Source organism: Streptomyces sp. NPDC001492 (assembly GCF_053597275.1).
In genome coordinates this window covers 170,533-185,722 of record NZ_JBSFHW010000001.1, presented here as the reverse complement: position 1 = coordinate 185,722, position 15,190 = coordinate 170,533, and the positions used below count along the sequence as shown (strand labels likewise).

Sequence of the window (15,190 nt, the reverse complement as noted above, 5' to 3'; positions counted from 1 at the left end):
ACCGGCGCGGCAGGCCGGCGACAACCCGCGAAGAGCCGCGCAAGCTCCCGGAAATGAGCCAGTGATCACCCCGTTACACCCCGCCTCTAACGTCCCCTCATGGCGGACATATTTGACGCATACGCGTTGGCCGACGCGTGGGACGAGATGTTTGAGCGGCCGGGTGAGGTCAGGACCGCCTACGAGCCGGTGCTGGCGGCACTACAGCCCATCGAGCCGAGCGAACTCCGGTTCCGGGCCGACCAGATGGCCCGGGCGTTCACGGACCGCGGCGTGACCTACGCCTTCGCGGGCGAGGAGCGGCCCTGGCCGCTCGACCTGGTGCCCCGCATCCTCGACGCCCTCGAATGGGATCTCATACAACGCGGGGTGAGCCAGAGAGTCAGGGCCCTTGAGGCCTATCTCGCCGACGCCTACGGGCACTGCCGCGCCTTCGAGGACGGCGTGGTGCCCTGGCGGCTGCTGCTCAACTCCCCGCACTTCCACCGGGCGGCCCAGGGCGTCGAGCCACCGGGCGGTGTCCGCATCCACGTCGCGGGCATCGATCTCGTGCGCGACGAGGCCGGGGACTTCCGGGTGCTGGAGGACAACGTACGGGTGCCCAGCGGGGTCAGTTACGTCATCGAGAACCGCCGGGCGATGACCCGGATCTTCCCGTCCCTGTTCGCGGAACAGCACGTGGTGCCGGTCGACGGGTACGCGCAGAAGCTGCTCGCCGCGCTGCGGGCCGCCGCTCCCGGCGGGGTGCAGGACCCGCGGGTCGTGGTCCTCACGCCGGGCCCCAGCAACGCCGCCTACTTCGAACACGCCCTGCTCGCCCGGCTGATGGGCGTGCAGCTGGTCGAGGGGCACGACCTGGTCTGCCGGAACAACCGCGTGTGGATGCGCACCACGCGCGGCGAGGTGCCCGTCCATGTCGTATACCGGCGCCTGGACGACGACTTCCTCGACCCGCTCCACTTCCGCCCCGACTCGGTGATCGGCTGCCCCGGCATCATGGGCGCCGCCATGGCGGGCAACGTCACACTCGCGAACGCCGTGGGCAACGGGATCGCCGACGACAAGCTGCTCTACACCTATGTCCCTGACCTGATCCGCTACTACCTCTCCGAAGAACCGATTCTCCCCAATGTCGAGTCCTACCGGCCCGATGAGCCCGGGCAGTTGGAAGCGGTCCTCGACCAGATCGACCAGCTGGTCATCAAGCCCGTCGACGGCGCCGGAGGGCAGGGCATCGTGATCGGCCCCAAGTCCGACAAGGACACCATCGAACGCACTCGCAAAGCCGTCATCGCCGACCCGCGCGGCTTCATCGCCCAGCGGCCCGTCGCCCTGTCCACCTCCCCCACCCTCGCGGGCGAGCGCCTGGCGCCCCGTCACATCGACCTCAGGCCGTTCGCCGTGAACGACGGCAACGATGTCTGGGTGCTGCCCGGCGGGCTGACCCGTGTCGCCCTCCAGGAGGGCAACCTGATCGTCAACTCCAGCCAGGGCGGCGGCTCCAAGGACACCTGGGTGATCGCGGAGGGCCCCGCCGAGCAGCCGGCGCCCGAACCGGCCGCCGTGCTCCCCTCCGTCGCCCCGCGCCGGCTCGGACCCGACGGCTCCCACGCCGTCGTACAGGAAGGGGCCCAGCAGCAGTGAACGACGTGATCCTGTCCCGGATAGCCGAGGCCCTGACCTGGACCGGGCGCTATGTCGAGCGCGCCGACGCCACGGGCCGCATCCTCGACGCGTATCTGCACCGCCTGCTGGAGGACCCCTGGCGCGACGAGGACGCGGCCTGCCGGTCGCTGTACGCGATCCTCGGCATGGACGCGGGAGCAGGGCCCTGCGACATGCAGCAGGTCCTGGACCAGCTGGCCTTCGACGCCCACTCGACGGGCTCCATCGAGGGGGCGCTGGGCGCCGCCCGGCTGAACGCGCGCAGCGCCCGTGAGGCCATCTCCTCCGAGATGTGGGAGTGCCTCAACTCCACCTGGCACGCGCTGGCCGACCAGCGGATGGCGGCCCGCCGTACCGGCCCGTACGCCTATCTGGAGCTGGTGCGCCGCCGGGCCGCGCTCTTCTTCGGGCTCGCCGACTCGACCATGAGCCGGGACGACAGCTGGCGGTTCGTGGTCCTGGGGCGCAGCCTGGAACGGGTGGACATGACCGTACGGCTGCTGTCGGTGCGTGTCCTTGACGCCGCGCACGCGCCCGACTGGCCGACGCTGCTGAGCGCTTCGGGGGCCGATGAGGCGTATGCCCGGGTGTACGGCGGTTTCGGCGACACCCCGCGGGTGGCCGAATTCCTGCTCCTGGACCGGGACTTCCCGCGCTCGGCGCTGCACGCGCTGACCACGGCGGAGGAGTGCCTCACCGCGCTCGGCCGCCCCCGCCAGGACCCCGCGCGCCGCCCCATCGGGCGGCTGCGCACCCGTCTCGAGTATCTGGACACGCACGCTCTGGAGAACCAGCTGCCCGTGCTCCTCGGCGACCTGCAGCAGGCCTGCATGGCGTCCGCGGACGCGGTGGCCGAGCGGTTCTTCCCGTACCAGGGGCCCATCGAGTGGGCCCAGGAAGGAGCGTGAGATGACCGCCGAACGCGCACGCCGCCTCCGTATCGAGCACACCACCCGGGTCTCCTACGCCCAGCCCGCGGCCTCCTCGCACAACGAGGTCCGCATGACCCCGCTGACGCTCCCGGGCCAGACCACCCTGGACGCGCGGGTCACCGTCAACCCCACGGCCTCCACCTGGTCGTACTGGGACTACTGGGGCACCCAGGTCACCGGCTTCGACCTGATGGACCCGCACGGCGACCTCACCATCACCGCCTCCAGCCTGGTCGAGACGTCCCCGCCGGAGGCGCTGCCGCCCGCGCCCACCTGGGCCGAGGTGGCCGAACGCATCGCGAACTCGCGTCTGTTGGAGTTCGCGAGCCCCACCGGCCGTACGACGGTCCCGGCGAAGCTGGTGAAGAAGGCCCGGAAGGCGGCGGCCGGCCTCGATCCGCACGAGACGGCGGTCGCGGTCTCCGCCCTGGTCGCCGACCGGGTGTCGTACCTGCCCGGCGCCACCAGCGTGAACACCTCGCCCGCGGAGGCCTGGGAGCAGGGTGCGGGCGTCTGCCAGGACATCACCCATCTCACCGTCGCGCTGCTGCGGGGCGTGGGCCTGCCCGCCCGTTACGTCTCCGGCTATCTCCACCCGGAGCGCGAGGCCGAGCTCCACCGGCCCGTCGCCGGGCAGAGCCACGCCTGGATCGAGTACTGGGCGGGCGACTGGTGCGGTTACGACCCCACCAACCGCACCCGTGCCGACGAGTCCCATGTCGTGGTGGCCCGCGGCCGCGACTACGACGACGTCACCCCGCACAAGGGCATCTACCGGGGCGTGGCGGGCGGCCCGCCGGACGTGTCGGTGGTGTTCACGCGGGTGGGGTGACCACCACTCACGGCAAAGGGCCGGGGCGCAGCCGCCCCGGCCCTTTCGAGTACCGCCCGCCCCTGGCTACTTGAGGCCGATGGCCGCGCACTCCGAGGCGAACTTCGACGTGCAGATCTGGGAGACCTTGTAGATGCCGTCCGCGACGACCGTCGACTTGATGTTCTTCCTCGTCAGCGCGGTCACGGTGACGAGCTGCGCGGGGATGCCCTTGTCGGTGGGGCTGTCGACGGTGTCCTGGGTGAGGGCGTCGAACTCGATCTCCTTGCCCTGCACCTTGGCCACCGCCATCTGCGCGGCCGCCGCGGCCTCCTGCGGGTACGACTTGTACACGCTCATGTACTGCTCGCCCGAGACGATCCGCTGCACGGCCGCGAGTTCCGCGTCCTGCCCGGTGAGCGGCGGCAGCTTGGTGACACCGGCGTCCTCCAGGGCCTTGACGATGCCGCCGGCCATGCCGTCGTTGGCGGAGTAGACGGCGGCGATGTTGTTCTTGCCCATCGCCTCGATGGCCGCCTTCATGTTGGCCTGGGCGTTCTTCGGGTCCCAGTCCGTGGTGTCGTACGACTTGGCGATCGTCACCTTGCCGTTGAGCTCGGACAGGGCGCCCGCCTTGAACTGCTTGGCGTTCGGGTCGGTGGGCGAGCCGTTCATCATGACGATCTTGTCGGACGTGTCGACCCCGCTGCCCAGCGCCTCCAGCAGGGTGCGGCCCTGGACCTCGCCCACGAGTTCGTTGTCGAAGGAGATGTACGCGTCGATCGGGCCCTCGGCCAGCCGGTCGTAGGCGATGACCGGGATACCGGCGTCCTTCGCCTTCTTCACCTCACCGGCGATGGCGTGCGAGTCCACGGCGTCCAGCAGGATGATGTCGACCTTGTTGTCGATCATCTTCTGCATCTGGGCCGCCTGCTTGGCCGCGTTCTGCCCGGCGTTCTGGTAGTCGACCTTGCCCAGCTGCTTGGTGAGCGAGGCGACCTGCTTCTTGATGATGGGGTAGTCGAAGTCCTCGTACCGCGTGTTGGCCGTCTCCGGCAGCAGCAGCCCGACGGTGACGTCGTTGCCCTTCGTGGGACTCGCCGAGCTGCTGTCCCCCGACACGTTCAGCACGCCGCAGGCGGAGAGCGACAGAGTCATCGTGGACGCTGCCACAACGAGGGCGGTACGACGCGTGGAACGCATGGAGGAGCTCACTTCTGGTGTCTTCCGGACGCGGGCGCAACGTGCGACCCAGGTGACTGAAAAGACAACGCGGAGCGGCCCCCAGGCGTCAAGCGCAACTACTTAACGAGTGCGCAACGCAACACTCCGCCGACCGTGTAAAGACCTGACGGAAACGCCTCCAAAGGTTCTTTACGGACTCTCCATGCAACCGCAGGCAATCGGCAGGCAAAGATCCGTACAACCAACGTGATTCCTCACGAGTCGTGATCACGGCAGCCTGCATCAGCCGTTCCCATCCCGACCAGAGGACCGAATGAACCCAGCCAGACCCACGACCGCCGCGGCCACGACCGCCGTCGTGCTCGCCACCGCGGCCGGTCTGCTCTCCGCGACGGCCGCTCCGGCCACCGCCGCGACCACCTGCGCCTCGCCCGTCTACACGCGGCAGTTCTTCGCGAACACGTCGTTCTCCGGCACCCCGAAGAAGACGGACTGCGACGGGGCGATCGACCAGAACTGGGGGACCGGCGCCCCGGCCTCCGGTCTGCCGAGGGACAACTTCGGCGTCCGCTGGACGGTGACGAGGGACTTCGGCTCGGGCGGCCCCTTCGCCCTGCCGGTCGCCGCCCAGGACGGCATCCGCGTCTACCTGGACGGCGTACGCAAGGTCGACCTCTGGAAGAACGTGTCCACGACGGTGAAGAAGACCGTCGACATCACGATTCCCTCCGGCCGGCACACCCTGCGCGTCGACTACGTCAACTGGACGGGCACGGCGAACGTCTCCTTCGCCTACAAGCCGCGCACCTCCGCCGACGTCGACAAGGTGAGGCCCCTCACCCCGACCGGGGCGTCGGTGTCGTACGACACCACGACCCGCAAGGCCAAGGTCTCCTGGGCGAAGAACAAGGAGATGGACCTCGCCGGGTACAAGGTCTACCGCCGGCTCAAGGGCAGCAGCACCTGGACACGGCTGACCACGACCACGGGCACCTCGTACACCGACGCCCCGCCCCCGACCGGCGCGACGTACTCCTACGAGGTCCGCGCCTACGACAAGGCAGGCAACACCTCCACCGGCAGCGCCGACCAGCCCGTCACCACCGTCGACAAGACGCCGCCCGCCGCGCCGTTCGTCGAGATGGACGTCTGCCCGGCCGACCAGCCCTACGCGGGCCCGGAGCTGGTCACCACCGCGCAGAACGCGGCCGACATCGCGCTGTACGAGCTCCAGCGGCTCGACCCGGCCACCCATGCCTGGTCCACCGTCTACACCGGCACCAAGGGCGCGACCTGCGACACCGGTCAGCGCGCCGACGGCAGCAAGGTCACCTATCGGGGCCGGGCCAGGGACGCCGTCGGGAACTGGTCCGTGTACTCGGCGGCCACCACGTTCACCACGTTCGACATGACCCCGCCGGCGACCGCCGCCGACGCCCGGGTCGAGTACCGCGCCGGCGTCCCGCACCTGGTGTGGTCCGCCGTCGACGGGGCCGCGCGGTACGAACTCCTCCAGTACGACCCGGCGTCCGGCGGCTGGCGCGACGCGCTGCCCGGCGCCTCGGGCACCACCACGGTGACCGATGTCGTGCCGCGCCAGCTGCTCGCCGCCGCCGACTCCTACCGGTACGCGGTCCGCACCCAGGACGCCAAGGGCAACGCCTCCGCACCGGTGGAGGTCGCCCTGCGCATGGCGGACCGGCCGGAGGCGATCGCCCCGTACCAGACCACCGCGACCCGCTCCGCCAAGGGCGTGTACGTCTCCTGGGCGAGCGCCGACCCGTGGACCCACGACACCGCCCCGCTGCTCACCTACCGGATCGAGCGGACCGACCCGGTGACCGGCGAGACGACCGTCGTGGACAGGTGCGGGCCCGACGGCACGGTTCCCTCGGTGAGCTGGTGGTGGGCGAGCGACGACGCCCCGTCCTACGCCGGCCGCCAGGTGCTGCGCGGCAGCTGCGAGGACGTCTCCGGCGCCTCCGAAACGAGGTACGAGTACCGGGTCGTCACCGTCGACCCGTACGGACACGCCTCCCGGCCCGGTCCGGCGGCCACCGAGACGACCCCGGACACCAAGCGTCCTGACCCGGTGCAGAACCTGACCGCCGAACAGGTCCCGCTCGGCGTACGCCTGTCCTGGACCCCGCCCGCCGACGACGACGTCTTCACGTACTACGTGTGGCAGGGCACCACCGACCCGGAGACCGGCGAGACCGTCTGGAAGCGGAACTGCTGGAGGGGGCAGTCGCTCGCCGAGACCGAGATCCTCTGCCCGACCGTGCCGGACGGCGCGGCGCACGTCTACCGGGTGGCCGCCGTGGACGCCCTCTGGGACGAGGGGCCGGACTTCTGGCACACGGCCGACATCACGGTCACCCTGCCCGACACCCGGCCGCCGGGCTGGACGGGCACGGAGGTCCGTGGGGACAACTACCCGGAGCTGTACGTCGGCTGCAACGAGAGCAACGGCCTCGGTGACTGCTCCCAGTACGCCTCCTACCGCGTGGAGCGCTGGGACCCGGCCACGTCCGCCTATGTCACCCTGTCCGAGGGCACGACGGGCGACGCCACGTTCTACATGGACACCACGGTCCACGAGGACGCGCTGAGCCTGTACTACTACCGCGTGATCCGTCTGGACGCCTCGGGCGCGGAGGCGGACACACGGTCGGCCGCGTACGGCATCTGGGAGAACTGACCCTGCCCGCCCGGACCGTGACATGAGAAGGGGCCCGGAGGTTCTCAGCGAACCTCCGGGCCCCTTCTCATCTGCTCAGTCCTGGCGCCCCTTCGGCCGCCACACCACCAGCGCGCTGGTCTGCTGGACCTCCTGGTACGGGACCAGATCGCGGCGGTACGACGCGTGCACCGCCGCCTCGCGCTGCTGCATGGCCGCGGCGGCGCCCTCGACCGCCGCCTGGAGTTCGGCGACCCGCTGCTGGAGCGCGGCGACCTGGTTCTCCAGTTCGATGATGCGCTTGATGCCCGCCAGGTTGATGCCCTCGTCCTGCGACAACTGCTGGACGGTGCGCAGCAGTTCGATGTCACGGGCCGAGTAGCGGCGGCCGCGGCCGGGGGTGCGGTCGGGCGAGACCAGGCCGAGGCGGTCGTACTGGCGCAGGGTCTGCGGGTGCAGGCCGGAGAGCTGGGCCGCCACCGAGATGACGTAGACCGGGGTTTCCTCGGTCAGCTCGTACGGGTTGCGTCGACGGCCGTCCATCTTGGTCATGCTCCCTTCGCGGCCTTGAACAGCTCCGCCCGCGGGTCCTCGCCCGCGGTCGCCTCGCGATACGCCTCGAGTGCGTCACGAGCCTTCCCCGTCAGGTCCGCCGGGACACTCACCTCGACGGTGACCAGGAGGTCGCCGCGGGTGCCGTCCTTGCGGACCGCGCCCTTGCCGCGGGCGCGCATGGTGCGGCCGTTGGGCGTGCCGGGCGGCAGCTTCAGGGTGACGGGCGGGCCGCCCAGGGTGGGGACCCTGACCTCGCCGCCGAGCGCCGCCTCCGCGAACGTCACGGGGACGGTGACGGTGAGATTGTCGTCCTTGCGGCCGAACACGGGGTGCGCGTCGACATGCACCGTGACGTACAGGTCGCCCGCGGGGCCGCCGCGCTCGCCCGGTGCGCCCTTGCCGCGCAGCCGGATGCGCTGGCCGTCCGACACCCCGGCCGGGATGCGGACCTGCATGGTGCGCGAGGACTTGGCACGCCCCGAGCCCTTGCAGACCTCGCAGGGGTTCTCCGCGATCAGGCCGCGGCCCTTGCAGTCCGGGCAGGGGTCGGTGAGCGAGAAGCCGCCGCCGGAACCCCGCGCGACCTGGCCGGTGCCGACGCACGTCGGGCACACCCGCGGGTTGCCGTTGGCGTCGCCGGTGCCCGAGCAGGCCTTGCAGGGCGCCTGCGAGGACATGCGCAGCGGGACCGTCGCCCCCTCGATCGCCTCGGTGAAGCTGAGGCTGACCTCGGTGTCGATGTCCTGGCCGCGCCTGGGCTGCACCCGGGTCGTACCGGAGCTGCCCCGGTTGAACAGGCCCCCGAAGACGTCACCGATTCCGCCGCCGAAGCCTCCGGAACCCCCGCCCTGGGCGCCGCCTCCGAAGAGGTCGCCCAGGTCGAAGTTGAAGGAGCCGCCTGCGCCGCCCGGCCCGGGGCGACCCCCCCTATCAAAGAGGGCGCCGTTGCCGAAGAGGGCGCGTGCCTCGTCGTACTCCTTGCGCTTCTTGGGGTCGCCGAGTATGTCGTTGGCCTCGGAGATCTCCTTGAAGCGCTCCTCGGCCTTGGCGTTGCCCTTGTTGGCGTCCGGGTGGTTCTCGCGGGCCAGCTTCCGGTAGGCCTTCTTGATCTCGGCCTCGGTGGCGTCCTTGGGGACGCCGAGGACCTTGTAGTAGTCCTTCTCGATGAAGTCCTTGGTGCTCATCCTCGACGCCCCTCCTTTCTCATCGGTTCAAGCTCAGCCCTCGTCCGGGCCACCGCTCTCCTTGTCGTCGGCCGCCTCGGTCGCTTCTTCGGCCTTGACGGTCTGGGCGCCGGGCTGCGGTTCGGCGACGGCCACCCGCGCGGGGCGGATGGTGCGCTCGCCGATGCGATACCCGGGCTGCAGAATCGCCACGCAGGTCGTCTCCGTGACGTCCGGCGCGTACGAGTGCATCAGGGCCTCGTGGATCGTCGGGTCGAAGGGCTCGCCCTCCTTGCCGAACGCCTGCAGTCCCATCTTCGCCGCCACGGTCTCCAGCGACTCCGCGACGGACTTGAATCCGCCGACGAGTTCGCCGTGGTCCCGCGCGCGGCCGATGTCGTCGATCACGGGCAGGAGCTCGGTCAGGAGGTTCGCGACGGCGATCTCCTTGACCGTGATCCGGTCCCGCTCGACCCGGCGGCGGTAGTTCTGGAACTCGGCCTGGAGCCGCTGGAGGTCGGTGGTGCGCTCTTCGAGCGCCTTGCGCACCTGGTCCAGCTGGGCCGTCAGACCGGCGATCTGTGCACTTGCGTCCCCGGCCGGGGCCGCCCCCTCCCCCGAGGAGGGGGAGGCGGCCTGCGGCTCGGCGTCGTCGGGGGTGGCGCCGGAGGGGACGTCGGGCTTCTCGTCGAAGCCCGGGGTCTCCTCCGTCACGCGGCACCGTCCTTGCGCTCGTCGTCCACGATCTCGGCGTCCACCACGTCGTCGTCGGCCTTCGGGGCCTCGGCGCCCGCGGCACCGCCGGCGGCCTGCGAGGCCTGGGCGTCGGCGTACATGGCCTGGCCCAGCTTCTGCGAGACGGCCGCGACCTTCTCGGTGGCGGTGCGGATCTCGGCGGTGTCCTCGCCCTTGAGCGCGGTCTTCAGCTCCTCGACGGAGGCCTCGACCTCGGTCTTGATCTCGCCGGGGACCTTGTCCTCGTTGTCCTTGAGGAACTTCTCCGTCTGGTAGACGAGCTGCTCGCCCTGGTTGCGGGTCTCGGCGGCCTCGCGGCGGGCGTGGTCCTCCTCCGCGTACTTCTCGGCCTCCTGGCGCATCCGGTCGACCTCGTCCTTCGGCAGCGAGGAGCCGCCGGTGACGGTCATCTTCTGCTCCTTGCCCGTGCCCAGGTCCTTCGCGGTCACGTGCATGATGCCGTTGGCGTCGATGTCGAAGGCGACCTCGATCTGCGGGACACCGCGCGGGGCCGGCGGCAGACCGGTCAGCTCGAACATCCCGAGCTTCTTGTTGTACGCCGCGATCTCGCGCTCGCCCTGGTAGACCTGGATCTGCACGGAGGGCTGGTTGTCCTCGGCGGTGGTGAAGATCTCGGACCGCTTGGTCGGGATCGTCGTGTTCCGCTCGATGAGCTTCGTCATGATGCCGCCCTTGGTCTCGATGCCGAGGGACAGCGGGGTCACGTCGAGGAGCAGGACGTCCTTGACCTCACCCTTGAGGACACCGGCCTGCAGGGCGGCGCCGATGGCGACGACCTCGTCCGGGTTGACGCCCTTGTTGGCGTCCTTGCCGCTGGTCAGCTCGCGGACGAGCTCGGCGACGGCGGGCATACGGGTGGAGCCACCGACGAGGACGACGTGGTCGATCTCGTTGATGGAGATGCCGGCGTCCTTGATGACGTTGTGGAACGGCGTCTTGCAGCGCTCCAGCAGGTCGGCCGTCAGCTGCTGGAACTGGGCCCGGGTGAGCTTCTCGTCCAGGTGCAGCGGGCCCTCGGCGGACGCCGTGATGTAGGGCAGGTTGATCGAGGTCTCGGTGGACGAGGACAGCTCGATCTTGGCCTTCTCGGCAGCCTCGCGCAGACGCTGCAGGGCCATCTTGTCCTTGCCGAGGTCCACGCCGTGACCGCCGGCGAACTGCTTGACCAGGTAGTCGACGATGCGCTGGTCCCAGTCGTCACCACCGAGGTGGTTGTCGCCGTTGGTGGCCTTCACCTCGACGACGCCGTCACCGATCTCCAGGAGGGACACGTCGAAGGTGCCGCCACCGAGGTCGAAGACGAGGATCGTCTGGTCGTCCTTGTCGAGGCCGTACGCGAGCGCGGCCGCGGTCGGCTCGTTCACGATGCGCAGGACGTTCAGACCGGCGATCTCGCCGGCCTCCTTCGTCGCCTGGCGCTCGGAGTCGTTGAAGTAGGCCGGGACGGTGATGACCGCGTCGGTCACCTTCTCGCCCAGGTAGGCCTCGGCGTCCCGCTTCAGCTTCTGCAGGATGAACGCGGAGATCTGCTGCGGGTTGAAGGGCTTCCCGTCGAGCTCGATCTTCCAGTCCGTGCCCATGTGGCGCTTCACGGAACGGATGGTCCGGTCCACGTTCGTGACCGCCTGGCGCTTGGCGACCTCGCCGACGAGCACCTCACCGTTCTTCGCGAAGGCGACGACGGACGGCGTGGTCCTGGCACCCTCGGCGTTGGTGATGACGGTGGGCTCGCCGCCCTCCAGAACGCTGACGACGGAGTTAGTCGTGCCCAGGTCGATGCCGACCGCACGTGCCATGGTGAATTCCTCCAGCTGACTTGAGTGGAACGGACTCAAGTGTGCACGACACCCGGCGATGGGTCAACAGACCTGAGTCGGCCCGACTCAACTCTTATCCGTTCCTTACACGCAACGGGCCGCTGACCTGCGTCGCTTGCGTGGGCACGGGCCGTCGGAGCCCGTACACAGGCACCCGAAGGAGCATGAGGACGACGACGAGCGCCACCGCCCCCACCCAGTAGACGGCGGACAGCGCGGTCCACCCGATGTGCATGAGCACCCCGACGAACACCCCGGCGAAGGCCCCGATTCCGGGCAGCACGGTCGCCCCCTGCGGGGTCAGCCCCAACCGCCGCAGCCGGTGGGCGACATGGTCGGGTCCGCCGCGCAGCAGCGGCCGCCCGGCCAGCCGCCGGGACAGGACCACGAGGAGCACGTCGGCGCTCGCCAGGGCGGTGAGCGAGAACAGCACTCCCGCACTGGGGGCGAGCCCGTAGCCCGCCCGGGTGAACACCGCCGACGCGGCGAGCAGGAACCCCGTGAACAGCGAACCGCAGGCGCCGAGCCCCACGCGCGCGGGCGGCCAGTTGTGCATGAGGAACCCGGTCAGCGCGGCGGCCAGCACGCTCAGCAGCACCGCGAGCCCGTCCATCAGCTCGGCCGCCGCACAGGCCCCCACCCCGAAGGCGGTGAGCACCCCGACGGTCCCCGCGAGCGCGTCCGCATGGTCGAGCGCCTTGAACCCGACGGCGACGAAGACGATCCACGCGACGGCGAGCAGCCCGACCGGCACCCCGGTCTCCTCGTACGGCACGACACCGGCCGCGGCCACGGCCGTACCGGCCACGAGGACCCGCGCCTTGACCCGCCCGATGTCCGCGACGAGCCCGAGCAGGGCGACGGCACCGCCCGCGACCAGCAGCCGCCCCACCCCGGCACCCAGGGGCGCGACGCCGGTGCGGTCCATGGCCACCGCCACCGCGCAGGTGGCGAGCACCACGGCCGTACCGCCGAGCAGCGGCACGGGCCGCTGCCGCTGCCGTCTCCGCTCGACGATCCCGAGGCGCAGCGCGGGCACCCGCAGCAGTGCGGTGAGCACGGCGGCGAGCAGCAGGGCGGTGGTGGCGGCGGCGATCCCGTATAGCACGGGTCTAAGTTAGGCGCAAATGTACCAATTTGGCATGAATAACACGATCGCATCGTCACAAGCCCGGCAGCAGGCCTGTTCGCGGACCCTTAAGGCAACCCTCAGCGACGCAGATCACCGCACGCCCGACTACAGTGCGACGGATGATGGGGGTACTCTCAAGCGGACTACATAAGTTACCGCTTAGTAATGACCCTCGCAGTCCCGAGGAGCCCCCAAATGCAACTCGCCGCGATCATCGTGTCGCTGGTCCTGACCGTGGTCGGCGTTGCGCTGCTCGCCCGCGCCATCGGTCAGTTCGTCCGGTACTTCAAACTGGGCCAGCCGGTGCCCGTCGGCACCCGGACCGACAACCCGTACGCGCGCAGCGTGACTCTTGTCAGGGAGTTCCTCGGCCACACGCGGATGAACCGCTGGGGCATCGTGGGCTTCGCCCACTGGTTCGTGGCGGTCGGCTTCCTGACCCTGCCGCCGACCCTGGCGCAGGCCTTCGGGCAGCTCTTCCAGGCCGACTGGACGCTGCCGGTCGTCGGCGACTGGCTGCCGCTGGAGATGTACACCGAGTTCATCGGCGTGATGACGGTCCTCGGCATCCTCGTACTGATCGCGATCCGCCTGTCGAACCTGCCCTCCCGCCCCGGCCGCAAGTCCCGCTTCGCGGGCTCCAAGTCGGGCCAGGCGTACTTCGTCGAGTACGTCATCCTCACCATCGGTCTCGCCATCTACGTGCTGCGCGGCCTGGAGGGCGCGATCCACCACGTGGACGGCTACGAGGCGTCGTACTTCGCGTCGTACCCGCTGGTGGTGGCCTTCAAGGGGCTGGGCGTCAGCACGCTGCAGAACCTGGTCTACCTGGTCGCGATGATCAAGATCAGCACCTCGTTCATCTGGATGATCGTGGTCTCGCTGAACACCAACATGGGTGTGGCCTGGCACCGCTTCCTGGCCTTCCCGAACATCTGGTTCAAGCGCAACGCCGACGGCTCCACCGCGCTCGGCGCCCTGCAGCCGATGACCTCGGGCGGCAAGCCGATCGACTTCACCGACCCCGGTGACGACGACGTCTTCGGCGTCTCCCAGGTCGAGCAGTTCTCCTGGAAGGGCCTGCTGGACTTCTCCACCTGCACCGAGTGCGGCCGCTGCCAGTCGCAGTGCCCCGCCTGGAACACGGGCAAGCCCCTCTCCCCCAAGCTGCTGATCATGTCGCTGCGCGACCACGCGCACGCCAAGGCGCCCTACCTGCTGGCCGGCGGCGGCAAGAGCATGGAGGGCGAGGAGAAGGCCTCCGAGGAGCAGCTCAAGGACGTCCCGGCCGCCGCGCTCGCGGAGGCCGAGCGCCCGCTGATCGGCACCGCCGAGGAGAACGGCGTCATCGACCCGGACGTCCTGTGGTCCTGCACCACCTGCGGCGCCTGCGTCGAGCAGTGCCCGGTGGACATCGAGCACATCGACCACATCGTCGACATGCGCCGCTACCAGGTGATGATCGAGTCCGCGTTCCCGTCCGAGGCGGGCACGATGCTCAAGAACCTGGAGAAGAAGGGCAACCCCTGGGGCCTGGCCAAGAAGCAGCGCCTGGAGTGGCTCAAGGAGGTCGAGTTCGAGGTCCCGGTCGTCGGCCAGGACATCGAGGACCTCACCGAGGTCGAGTACCTGTACTGGGTCGGCTGCGCGGGCTCCCTGGAAGACCGCGCGAAGAAGACCACCAAGGCCTTCGCCGAACTCCTCCACATCGCGGGCGTCAAGTTCGCGATCATGGGCGGCGACGAGAAGTGCACCGGCGACTCCGCCCGCCGCCTGGGCAACGAGCCCCTGTTCCAGGAGCTCGGCATGGAGAACGTCATGGCCCTGAACATGGCGTTCGGCGAGGAGCTCGACGACGACGGCAAGGTGGTCCCCGAGTCCGCCAAGCCCAGGTCGGCCAAGAAGATCGTCGCCACCTGCCCGCACTGCCTCAACACCATCGGCAACGAGTACCCGCAGCTCGGCGGCGACTACGAGGTCATCCACCACACCCAGCTGCTCCAGCACCTCGTCGACGAGGGCAAGCTGGTCCCGGTCACCCCGGTCGAGGGCATCATCACCTACCACGACCCCTGCTACCTGGGCCGCCACAACAAGATCTACACGCCCCCGCGCGAGATCATCGCCAACGTCCCGGGCCTCAGGAACGAGGAGATGCACCGCCACAAGGAGCGCGGCTTCTGCTGCGGCGCCGGTGGCGCGCGGATGTGGATGGAGGAGCGGATCGGCAAGCGCATCAACAACGAGCGCGTCGACGAAGCTCTCTCGCTCAACCCGGACATCGTCTCGACGGCCTGCCCGTTCTGCCTGGTCATGCTCACGGACTCGGTGAACGGCAAGAAGAACGACGGCAAGGCGAAGGAGTCGATCCAGGTGGTCGACGTCGCCCAGCTGCTCCTGGAGTCCGTCAAGACCCCGGTCGACCCGGCCGGCGAGGAGGAGACGGAAACCGCTCCGGAGCCGGAGCCGGTGAAGTAGTCCGCCAGGCGACACG

The 15,190-nt window shown here is 69.8% G+C and carries 11 protein-coding genes; 5 read left to right on the top strand and 6 right to left on the bottom strand.

The genetic code is table 11. The features are described 5' to 3' along the window. Positions 1-99 precede the first annotated feature (99 nt). From ACWC1K_RS00990 to ACWC1K_RS00980, 3 genes are read left to right on the top strand one after another with little or no spacing between them, the layout of a single operon-like run. Complete coding sequence (locus ACWC1K_RS00990) at positions 100-1,644, top strand: circularly permuted type 2 ATP-grasp protein (RefSeq protein WP_450827655.1); 1,545 nt, start codon at positions 100-102, stop codon at positions 1,642-1,644. Beyond that, entirely contained in the window at positions 1,641-2,573 is a 933-nt protein-coding gene (locus tag ACWC1K_RS00985) for an alpha-E domain-containing protein (RefSeq protein WP_450827653.1), read from the top strand. Before ACWC1K_RS00990 ends, ACWC1K_RS00985 begins: the two co-directional genes overlap by 4 nt. Position 2,574: 1 nt before the next feature. Continuing rightward, entirely contained in the window at positions 2,575-3,429 is an 855-nt protein-coding gene (locus tag ACWC1K_RS00980) for a transglutaminase family protein (protein ID WP_450827651.1), read from the top strand. A 66-nt stretch (positions 3,430-3,495) separates the two neighbouring features. On the opposite strand, the gene ACWC1K_RS00975 is transcribed toward ACWC1K_RS00980, so the two are convergent. Continuing rightward, positions 3,496-4,611, bottom strand: coding sequence for a sugar ABC transporter substrate-binding protein (locus ACWC1K_RS00975; RefSeq protein ID WP_450827649.1), 1,116 nt, complete (start codon positions 4,609-4,611; stop codon positions 3,496-3,498). 295 nt (positions 4,612-4,906) lie between these two features. Between ACWC1K_RS00975 and ACWC1K_RS00970 the strand changes: the two genes are divergently transcribed. Then, positions 4,907-7,294, top strand: a complete 2,388-nt coding sequence (locus ACWC1K_RS00970; RefSeq protein ID WP_450827647.1) for a PA14 domain-containing protein — start codon at positions 4,907-4,909, stop codon at positions 7,292-7,294. Positions 7,295-7,369: 75 nt separating this feature from the next. Here ACWC1K_RS00970 and ACWC1K_RS00965 read toward each other — a convergent pair whose 3' ends face one another. From ACWC1K_RS00965 to ACWC1K_RS00945, 5 genes are all read right to left on the bottom strand, one after another. Continuing rightward, a complete protein-coding gene (locus ACWC1K_RS00965) occupies positions 7,370-7,816 on the bottom strand; it encodes a heat shock protein transcriptional repressor HspR (protein WP_450698929.1) in 447 nt (148 codons plus the stop codon). A 5-nt stretch (positions 7,817-7,821) separates the two neighbouring features. Then, a complete protein-coding gene (gene dnaJ / locus ACWC1K_RS00960) occupies positions 7,822-9,012 on the bottom strand; it encodes a molecular chaperone DnaJ (RefSeq protein ID WP_450827645.1) in 1,191 nt (396 codons plus the stop codon). 33 nt (positions 9,013-9,045) lie between these two features. After that, positions 9,046-9,705, bottom strand: a complete 660-nt coding sequence (gene grpE, locus ACWC1K_RS00955; protein ID WP_450827643.1) for a nucleotide exchange factor GrpE — start codon at positions 9,703-9,705, stop codon at positions 9,046-9,048. Next, positions 9,702-11,543, bottom strand: coding sequence for a molecular chaperone DnaK (gene dnaK, locus ACWC1K_RS00950; protein ID WP_450827641.1), 1,842 nt, complete (start codon positions 11,541-11,543; stop codon positions 9,702-9,704). The genes grpE and dnaK overlap by 4 nt, the downstream gene beginning before the upstream one ends. 94 nt (positions 11,544-11,637) lie before the next feature. After that, complete coding sequence (locus ACWC1K_RS00945) at positions 11,638-12,672, bottom strand: MraY family glycosyltransferase (RefSeq protein ID WP_450827639.1); 1,035 nt, start codon at positions 12,670-12,672, stop codon at positions 11,638-11,640. 219 nt (positions 12,673-12,891) lie between these two features. On the opposite strand from ACWC1K_RS00945, the gene ACWC1K_RS00940 reads away from it, so the two are divergent. Next, complete coding sequence (locus tag ACWC1K_RS00940; RefSeq protein WP_450827637.1) at positions 12,892-15,174, top strand: (Fe-S)-binding protein; 2,283 nt, start codon at positions 12,892-12,894, stop codon at positions 15,172-15,174. Positions 15,175-15,190 lie beyond the last annotated feature (16 nt).

Bases quoted from the DNA above. Each gene is read 5' to 3' on its own strand.
- dnaK (WP_450827641.1), bottom strand. From the start codon at position 11,543: ATGGCACGTGCGGTCGGCATCGACCTGGGCACGACTAACTCCGTCGTC.
- ACWC1K_RS00990 (WP_450827655.1), top strand. From the start codon at position 100: ATGGCGGACATATTTGACGCATACGCGTTGGCCGACGCGTGGGACGAG.
- ACWC1K_RS00970 (WP_450827647.1), top strand. From the start codon at position 4,907: ATGAACCCAGCCAGACCCACGACCGCCGCGGCCACGACCGCCGTCGTG.
- ACWC1K_RS00940 (WP_450827637.1), top strand. From the start codon at position 12,892: ATGCAACTCGCCGCGATCATCGTGTCGCTGGTCCTGACCGTGGTCGGC.
- ACWC1K_RS00965 (WP_450698929.1), bottom strand. From the start codon at position 7,816: ATGGACGGCCGTCGACGCAACCCGTACGAGCTGACCGAGGAAACCCCG.
- ACWC1K_RS00980 (WP_450827651.1), top strand. From the start codon at position 2,575: ATGACCGCCGAACGCGCACGCCGCCTCCGTATCGAGCACACCACCCGG.
- ACWC1K_RS00975 (WP_450827649.1), bottom strand. From the start codon at position 4,611: ATGCGTTCCACGCGTCGTACCGCCCTCGTTGTGGCAGCGTCCACGATG.
- dnaJ (WP_450827645.1), bottom strand. From the start codon at position 9,012: ATGAGCACCAAGGACTTCATCGAGAAGGACTACTACAAGGTCCTCGGC.